8 protein-coding genes and 1 pseudogene are annotated in these 8,276 nt (G+C 57.8%); 7 read left to right on the top strand and 2 right to left on the bottom strand.

The genetic code is table 11. From position 1 onward, the window contains the following. Positions 1–199 precede the first annotated feature (199 nt). Complete coding sequence (locus R6T97_RS01150; protein ID WP_410347477.1) at positions 200–2,593, top strand: ATP-dependent helicase; 2,394 nt, start codon at positions 200–202, stop codon at positions 2,591–2,593. Here the strand turns inward: R6T97_RS01150 and R6T97_RS01155 are convergent. Then, entirely contained in the window at positions 2,590–3,189 is a 600-nt protein-coding gene (locus R6T97_RS01155) for a LysE family translocator (protein ID WP_410347478.1), read from the bottom strand. The genes R6T97_RS01150 and R6T97_RS01155 overlap by 4 nt on opposite strands. Before the next feature lie 361 nt (positions 3,190–3,550). Further along, positions 3,551–3,766, bottom strand: coding sequence for a DUF1127 domain-containing protein (locus tag R6T97_RS01160; RefSeq protein WP_410347479.1), 216 nt, complete (start codon positions 3,764–3,766; stop codon positions 3,551–3,553). 250 nt (positions 3,767–4,016) lie between these two features. On the opposite strand from R6T97_RS01160, the gene R6T97_RS01165 reads away from it, so the two are divergent. The 6 genes and pseudogenes from R6T97_RS01165 to R6T97_RS01190 form a co-directional block, all read left to right on the top strand. Then, the gene (locus tag R6T97_RS01165; protein WP_410347480.1) at positions 4,017–5,090 is read left to right on the top strand and encodes an Mrp/NBP35 family ATP-binding protein; all 1,074 of its coding nucleotides are present in this window, start codon (positions 4,017–4,019) and stop codon (positions 5,088–5,090) included. Beyond that, positions 5,087–5,572, top strand: a complete 486-nt coding sequence (locus R6T97_RS01170) for an N-acetyltransferase family protein (protein ID WP_410347481.1) — start codon at positions 5,087–5,089, stop codon at positions 5,570–5,572. Before R6T97_RS01165 ends, R6T97_RS01170 begins: the two co-directional genes overlap by 4 nt. Before the next feature lie 594 nt (positions 5,573–6,166). Next, on the top strand, positions 6,167–6,661 hold the full coding sequence (locus tag R6T97_RS01175) for a division/cell wall cluster transcriptional repressor MraZ (RefSeq protein WP_410347482.1): 495 nt from the start codon (positions 6,167–6,169) through the stop codon (positions 6,659–6,661). Positions 6,662–6,664: 3 nt separating this feature from the next. After that, positions 6,665–7,645, top strand: coding sequence for a 16S rRNA (cytosine(1402)-N(4))-methyltransferase RsmH (gene rsmH / locus R6T97_RS01180; protein ID WP_410347483.1), 981 nt, complete (start codon positions 6,665–6,667; stop codon positions 7,643–7,645). Beyond that, the gene (locus R6T97_RS01185) at positions 7,646–8,005 is read left to right on the top strand and encodes a cell division protein FtsL (protein WP_410347484.1); all 360 of its coding nucleotides are present in this window, start codon (positions 7,646–7,648) and stop codon (positions 8,003–8,005) included. Further along, a pseudogene (locus tag R6T97_RS01190) lies at positions 8,002–8,276 on the top strand (penicillin-binding protein 2); the annotation flags it as partial. The gene R6T97_RS01185 and the pseudogene R6T97_RS01190, both read left to right, overlap by 4 nt.

Below are 8,276 nucleotides of genomic sequence, written 5' to 3' on the forward strand. Positions count from 1 at the left end.
GCGACCGCGCACGGGCTTGCAGATCGGAAATAGCGGGATAGCGGCTGTGTAATGTCATGTGGCGCAAGCTATGGCGACTGTGCCGCGTTTGGCAATCCTTCGGAGCCTCCGGCGGGGATATTTATGGGCCAATAATAACGAGGGGAACGGAAGTAGAACAAGCCTTTTCACGCGCGGCACGAGGCGCTATGTAAACGACATGAGCAATTTTTCCGAAGATGACGCATTTGAAGCGGCGGCTGTCCCGCTTAGTCAGCAGGCGATGGCGCAGCCGAGCAAGGCTTATCTGGAAGGTCTGAACCCCGCACAGCGCGAGGCGGTCGAGACCTTGAGTGGCCCTGTGTTGATGTTGGCAGGGGCAGGGACGGGCAAGACAAAGGCGTTGACCACCCGCATCACCCATCTGTTGGCGACAGGCAGTGCGCGCCCGCACGAGATTTTGGCAGTGACCTTTACCAACAAGGCCGCGCGCGAGATGAAATCGCGTGTTGGTGGCCTGATGGGAGAAGCTGTCGAGGGCATGCCCTGGCTTGGTACATTCCATGCGGTTTGCGCCAAGCAGTTGCGGCGCCATGCCGAACTCGTCGGGCTCAAATCGAATTTCACCATTCTGGATACCGACGACCAGATCCGCTTGATGAAACAGTTGATCGAAGCGGCGGGCATCGATCACAAACGCTGGCCCGCGCGAATGCTAGCAGGCATTATTGACGGATGGAAGAACAAGGCATTCACGCCTGACAAGGTGCCGGTCGCGGACAGCGGTGCCTTTGACCAAAAGGGGGTGGAGCTTTACGCCGCCTATCAGCGCCGTCTGCGGGATCTGAACGCCGTCGATTTCGGTGATATCCTGCTGCATATGGTCACGATTTTTCAAAACCATCCGGATGTGCTGGCGCAGTACCAGCGCTGGTTCCGCTATATTCTGGTGGATGAGTATCAGGATACCAACGTCGCCCAGTATATGTGGCTGCGCCTGCTGGCGGCATCGCACAAGAATATTTGCTGCGTGGGCGATGACGACCAGTCGATCTATGGCTGGCGCGGCGCCGAGGTGGGCAATATCCTGCGCTTTGAAAAGGATTTTCCGGGCGCCCATGTGGTGCGGCTGGAAGAGAATTATCGTTCAACCCCGCATATTCTGGCTGCGGCATCCAGTGTGATTGCCGCCAATAAGGGGCGCTTGGGCAAGACGCTGTTCACATCCCGCAAGGATGGCGAAAAGGTCCGCCTGATCGGCCATTGGGATGGCGAGGAAGAGGCCCGCTGGATCGGCGAAGAGGTTGAGGCGATGCAGCGCGGCACGCGTGGTTTGGCCCCGATGGGCCTTGATAGCATGGCGATTCTCGTGCGTGCGTCCCATCAAATGCGCGCCTTTGAAGATCGCTTTCTGACGATCGGCTTGCCCTATCGCGTGATAGGCGGCCCACGTTTTTATGAGCGGATGGAGATCAGGGATGCGATGGCCTATTTCCGGCTGGCCGTGTCGCCCGAAGATGATCTGGCGTTCGAGCGGATCGTGAATACCCCCAAGCGGGGCTTGGGCGACAAAGCCGTGCAGACGATCCAGCGGACCGCACGCAGCAATGATGTGTCACTGGTCGAGGGCGCGCGGCTGGTCTGTCAGGGTAAACTTTTAGGTGGCAAGGGCCTGAAGGAGCTCACTATTTTGGTGGACAGCCTTGACCGCTGGCATGGGCAGGTGCGCGCCGAGGCAGACACACATGTTGAACTGGCCGAAATGATTTTGGATGAAAGCGGCTACACCGGCTTTTGGCAGAACGACAAGACGCCGGAGGCGCCGGGTCGGTTGGAAAACCTCAAGGAACTGGTCAAGGCGCTGGAGAATTTCGAGAACCTGCAAGGGTTCCTCGAACATGTCAGCCTGATCATGGATAACGAGACCGAGGAGCAGGGCGAGAAGGTCAGCATCATGACCCTGCACGCGGCAAAGGGGCTGGAATTTCCCGCGGTCTTCCTGCCGGGGTGGGAAGACGGGTTGTTTCCCTCGCAGCGATCGATGGACGAAAGCGGCATGAAGGGCCTCGAAGAGGAACGGCGTCTGGCCTATGTGGGGATCACCCGCGCCGAGGAAATTTGCACGGTGTCCTTTGCCGCCAACCGCAGGGTCTATGGCCAGTGGCAGTCGGCCATGCCGTCGCGGTTTATCGATGAACTGCCGCCCGCGCATGTCGAGGTGCTGACCCCGCCCGGCCTTTACGGTGGCGGCTATGGTGCTGCGGGCATGTCGGCCAGTGCATCCCCTGCGGTCATGGGGATGGCCGGATCGAACCTGCATGAAAAGGCCCATCAGGCGGATGTCTACAACTCTCCGGGCTGGAAACGCCTGCAATCGCGCAGCCAGCAGCGCGGAATGGCCCAACCCGCCGAGGCGCGCAATATGACGATCGATCTGGATGCCGTGTCCGCCTTTACCGAAGGCGAGCGCGTGTTCCACCAGAAATTCGGCTATGGTGAAGTGATGGGGATCGAAGGCGACAAGCTGGTGATCGAGTTCGACAAGGCCGGATCAAAACATGTGGTGGCGCGGTTTGTCGTCAGTGCGGATCAGGCGGATGACGTGCCGTTTTAATGGACCAGCATCGGGTAAAGTGACCCGACCAAAAGCACCGCCATCGACACGTTGAACACACGCAATCGCCGCGCGGTTCCCAGCCAGCGGCGCACCTGCACGCCCATCCACGCCCAGACCGTGACCGACGGCAGGTTCGTTGCGGCAAAGACAGCCGCCACCATGAGTGACCCGATCACGATGCCGCGGTCTTGGGGGGCATAAGCGCTGATCGCGGTGATTGCCATGAACCATGCCTTGGGATTGACCCACTGAAAGGCTGCGGCCTGCAGGAAGGTAAAGGGTTTGCCTGTGACTTCTTTGGCTTCGGGTGGTACCGCATTCGCGATCTTCCATGCCAGCCACATCATGTAGGCGGCACTGAGCACCTTGAGCGCGATATTCAGGACCGGGTAGGTTTCGAACACCTGCAAGAGCACGATCCCGACCATCGTTACCATGAAGGCATGGCCAAGGGAGATACCCAGCATATGCGGCACCGTGCGCCGTAGGCCATAGTTGGCCCCCGAGGCCATCAGCATCAGGTTGTTCGGTCCGGGTGTGACCGAACTGGCAAAGGCAAAGCCGACAAGGGCGAAAAAAATATCTGGTGACATGATGCCGCTTATGCAGCCTTGGGCGCACAACTGCCAGAAGCAAAAAACGGCCATGCCCGGGAGGAGGTGGGCATGACCGTCTTTACTTATCAGCGCCCCCTTGCGTCTCGGGAGGAGAAGAAGCAAGGCGCGTCCTCGCTGACGTTGCTCGGGAGGAGGTGAGCGCGGTCTGCGGTATGATCGGTTCCAAACCCGGGAGGAGGTGGGCCGGTTCCGAATTCTGTTTTATAAAGTGGCGGCACCCGGGAGGAGGTGGATGCCGCCACCTTATTGCTGACCCATAGCCTCGGGAGGAGGTGAAGCGATGGGTCTTGTTCCGGATCTGCCTAAAGGGAGGAGGCAGCAGATCCGAATTCGTGAATTACTTGCCGTAGGCGGCCTCGTGGGCGATGGCTTTGATCATGCAGCGTGACAGCCCCAGATCGTTGAGATCGCGTGTCGAAAGGCTCTCTAGCTCGGACAGGGTTGTCCGGTATACTTTGCGCTTGGCGGCTTTATCGGCGAGCCGCGCACGGAACGTGAAAAAACGCTCGGTCAGGGAAGTGCCAGCAAAGAATGTTTCGGTGTGGACGGTCATTGTACTACTCATGTTTGTTCTGTGTGCCGCGACTTCTGCCGCGCTGTTGTGACCAAGATGTATGATTATGCTGCAGTTGCACAATGGCTGTTTGCGCAATGCTGCCATGCAGAAAGTGCATAAGCATTGCTGACCTATCGTTATCAATCTGTCGCAATTTTGTGCATCTGTTTCCGAACCCTTGCACTTTGCCCAAAAGATGCGAGATGGTGTCTGGAAATTAGACGTTTTTGAAACTTGAGGTCTCAATATGGCTACTACACGGGACGAAATACTCGGCGCGCTGTCGCGACTCACGTTGCCCGGAGGCGAAGATCTGGTGTCGCGGGACATGATCCGCGCACTGAATATCGAGGGAGGCGCGGTCCGTTTCGTGATCGAGGCTGCAGATCCCGGCGAGGCGTCCAAGATGGACGGAGTGCGCCGTGCTGCCGAAGATATCGTGCGCCGTTTGCCCGGCGTCGAGAGTGCGACTGTTGTTTTAACAGCGCATGGCCCTGCGCCCAAGTCGCCAGAACCACCGTCGCTTAAGATCGGGCGTCATCCCACACCGCAGGCCGGCCCTGCGAAAGTATCGGGCGTTGACCGCATCCTGGCTATCGGTTCGGGCAAGGGTGGCGTGGGTAAATCCACCGTCTCGTCCAACCTTGCCGTGGCCTTGGCCCGCGAAGGCCGTCGCGTCGGTCTACTTGACGCGGATATCTACGGTCCATCGCAGCCACGCATGATGGGTGTGAACAAACGCCCCGGCAGTCCCGATGGCAAAACGATCATTCCATTGCAGGCGCATGGCGTCACGATGATGTCGATCGGGTTGATGATGGAAGAAGGCAAGGCCGTCGTCTGGCGCGGCCCGATGTTGATGGGTGCGTTGCAACAGATGCTCGGGCAGGTGCAATGGGGAGAACTGGATGTCCTGATTGTCGATCTGCCACCCGGTACGGGCGATGTGCAACTGACACTTTGTCAGAAAACGGAACTGACGGGGGCGGTGATCGTCAGCACACCGCAGGATGTGGCTTTACTCGATGCCCGTAAGGCACTGGATATGTTCAGATCATTGCGGACGCCGGTGCTGGGCATGATCGAAAACATGTCGACCTTTGTTTGCCCGACCTGCGGGACCGAGACTCATATCTTTGGGCAGGGCGGCGTCGCTGCGGAAGCGGAAAAGATCGGTGTTCCCTTTCTGGGCTCGCTGCCGATTGATCTTGATACCCGTCTGGCAGGTGACAGCGGCACGCCGATTGCCGCAGGCGACAGCCCGATGGCTGATGCCTACCGCGCACTGGCGCGCCGCTTTATCGAGGGTGGGATTGCGTGATCACAATCCGCGCGGCAACGCCGGATGATTTCGATCTGATCTGGCCCATGTTGCGCGATGTGTTTGCGGGCGCAGACACTTACGCCGTTGATCCGGCCATCACAAAGGCGGGTGCGCGGACCTATTGGATGACACAGGCCGATGCCACCTATGTGGCAGAAGCGCCAAACGGGATCATCGGGACCTACTATATCAAAACCAACCAGCCTGGCGGTGGGGCGCATATCTGCAATTGCGGCTATATCGTCGTCCCCGCGGCGCGAGGGCAGGGCGTCGCGGAACAGCTTTGTGCCCACAGCCAGCAGGAGGCACGCGCGCTGGGATACCGCGCAATGCAATTCAATTTCGTACTGGCAAGCAATACAGGGGCTGTACGCCTGTGGCACCGGCTTGGTTTTGATACTGTCGGCACCATCCCCGAAGCGTTTGATCACCCGAGGCTGGGAATGGTCGAGGCGTATATGATGTATAAACGGTTGTAAGTCTGCATCACCTCCATGGCCCTTTTCAGGTATTTCTTGGGAATTCATGGAATCGTCTGCAGATTCGGATTACCTGATCTCGAAATTGAGTAGAATGTCGGCGTTGCGCGTGATTTTACGCCTTTCCAACGTGAAAGCGAAAATTAATACGGATTTTTTGGCACACATGACATTGAATTAATATTGTCTATATGTTGTGCCTAATTTCTCTGTAAACACCACAATTATTGCAAATTATCGGCGTGTTGACCAAGATATCGTCCGAAAATGTGCTGAAAGACCCCATATAGTACCATGAATTCCCAAAAAGTTGTTGCTTGGTGGGCGGCGAGGTGGCACAACTGTCTTACGGTAATGACGGACACAATTCCAAAGGGGCAAATTAAGAACCCCAACCGGCAAAAGCAGGTTTCATACAGGCTTCGCCATTACCCAATGAGATCCGGCGCGTGAGCGAGCAGACATCCCCCCAGGTGGCACGCGCAGTCGGACTTCCCGCAAGGGACGAGACGGCGGATTGATCAGTGGCAGCAGATCAATCCGCCGTTTTCACATTCAGGGCAAATTTCGGGGGCAAGTGAGGACCGAGGGACAGTGGTTCTGAGTTTTACCGGCACACACACCCAGAAGGTGGACGGGAAGGGGCGCATGTCGATCCCCGCTGATTTCCGTCGTGTTCTCGAAGCCGGCGACCCGGAATGGAACCCGGGTCTGTCCCCGCGCATGTACCTTCTTTATGGTGATCATCTCAAGCACCAGTTGCACGGCTATACCGTGGATGAATTCAATGCCGTCGTCGGGCAGATCAATGCGCTCCCGCGCGGGTCTGCGGATAAGAAAAAGCTGTCGCGCCTGATTATCGGACAATCCATCAAGCTGGACGTTGATAAAGACGGCCGCACGGTCATGCCGATCAAGCAGCGCCAAAAGCTGGGTCTGACAGAAGGTGATCTGACGTTCAGCGGTTTGGGCGATCATTTCGAGATATGGAAGGCCGAGACCTTCAATCAGGAGGTCGCGGACGACTTGACCGCGTGGCTGGATGAACAGGGTGATGGGTATGATCCGCTCATCCTGTTGGACGGTTGAGCGATGCCTGCTGCAGATAAAACCCCACCTCATATTCCCGTTCTGATCAGACCGCTCATCGCAGCGGTCTCACCCGTTTCGGGGGTCTGGCTGGATGGGACATTTGGCAACGGCGGATATACCCGTGAACTGCTGGCTGCCGGTGCGGATAAAGTGATTGCCGTTGACCGTGATCCGCTGGCATTCGAGATGGCGGCGGACTGGATCAATACATATGGCGACCGGATCGAAACGGTTGCAGGCGTATTTTCCAAGATGGATGAATACGCGACCGATCTGGATGGCGTGGTGCTGGATCTTGGTGTCAGCTCCATGCAGCTTGATCTGGCCGAACGTGGTTTTTCGTTCATGCGCGACGGCCCGCTGGATATGCGCATGTCGCAAGAGGGTCCGTCTGCGGCGGACATTTGCAACGTGGCTGATGAGGCTGAACTAGCTGATATCATTTATCTTTATGGCGAGGAACGAGCATCGCGCCGCATCGCGAAAGCGATTGTCACAGCACGCCCCCTGACGTCGACACTGCAACTGGCAAAGATTGTTGAAGGCTGTTTGCCACGCGCCAAGCCCGGCCAATCGCATCCCGCCACACGGACCTTTCAGGCTTTGCGGATTGCGGTCAATAACGAATACGGCGAGTTGGCCGAAGGATTGATGGCGGCAGAACGTGCGCTAAAGCCCGGTGGAAAACTGGCTGTGGTGACCTTTCATTCGGTCGAGGACCGGATGGTAAAGCGGTTCTTGCAGGCCCGTTCAGGCAATACGGCAAATGCGAACCGCTATGCGCCGGAAATCGCGCAGGTGACACCCGCATGGCGCATTGAAAAGCGCAAGGCGATCGGACCGGACGCACAGGAACTGGCAGAGAACCAAAGGTCGCGCTCGGCCAAGCTGCGTGTGGCGATCCGCACGGATGCACCAGCGGAGCGTATTGATCCTGCCGATCTGGGGATGCCGATGAAAAAGAGAAAAGGGGGTCGGTAAGTGCGTGGTTTGTTTTATGTTCTGACAGCTTTGGCCGTCATGGGCCTCGCGTTTTGGGCCTATCAGGAGAACTACAAGACACAATCGTCGATTGCCGAAGTGCGCGATTTGCACCGTGAAATCGGTGCTTCTCATGAACGTCTGGGCATGTTGCGGGCAGAATGGGCCTATCTGAACCGTCCCGACCGTCTGGCAGATCTGGCCGACCTGAATTTTGACCGTTTGGGTTTGCTCCCGCTGATGCCAGACGCTTTTGGTGCGGTCGATCAGATCATCTACCCTTTGCCACCGATCCTGCCCATTACGAACCCGATCGAGTTGTCTTTCGATCAACGCGCGCAGATGGAGAACGACCTATGAGCCGCACGCCGCTGCGCCCGCTGGCACGTATCCTCAAGGCGCGGGCGCGCGGCGAGAATCCTGACGCGATCGAGGCCGAGAACCGTGCCCGTCGCCATGAGGCGATGGCGGACAAGCAGCGCCAGCGCGCCGAAGGGCGTTTGTTGGTTCTGGGACTTGCATTCTTTTGCGCTTTTGGCCTGATCGGGATGCGGATGGGTGCTTTGGCGTCCTCTGTCCCGGAAGAACCGCGTGCGTCTGCCATAGGCAATCCGATAATCGGACAGCGCTC

Source organism: Yoonia sp. (genome assembly GCF_046498525.1).
In the GTDB taxonomy this organism is placed as follows: Bacteria; Pseudomonadota; Alphaproteobacteria; order Rhodobacterales; family Rhodobacteraceae; genus Yoonia.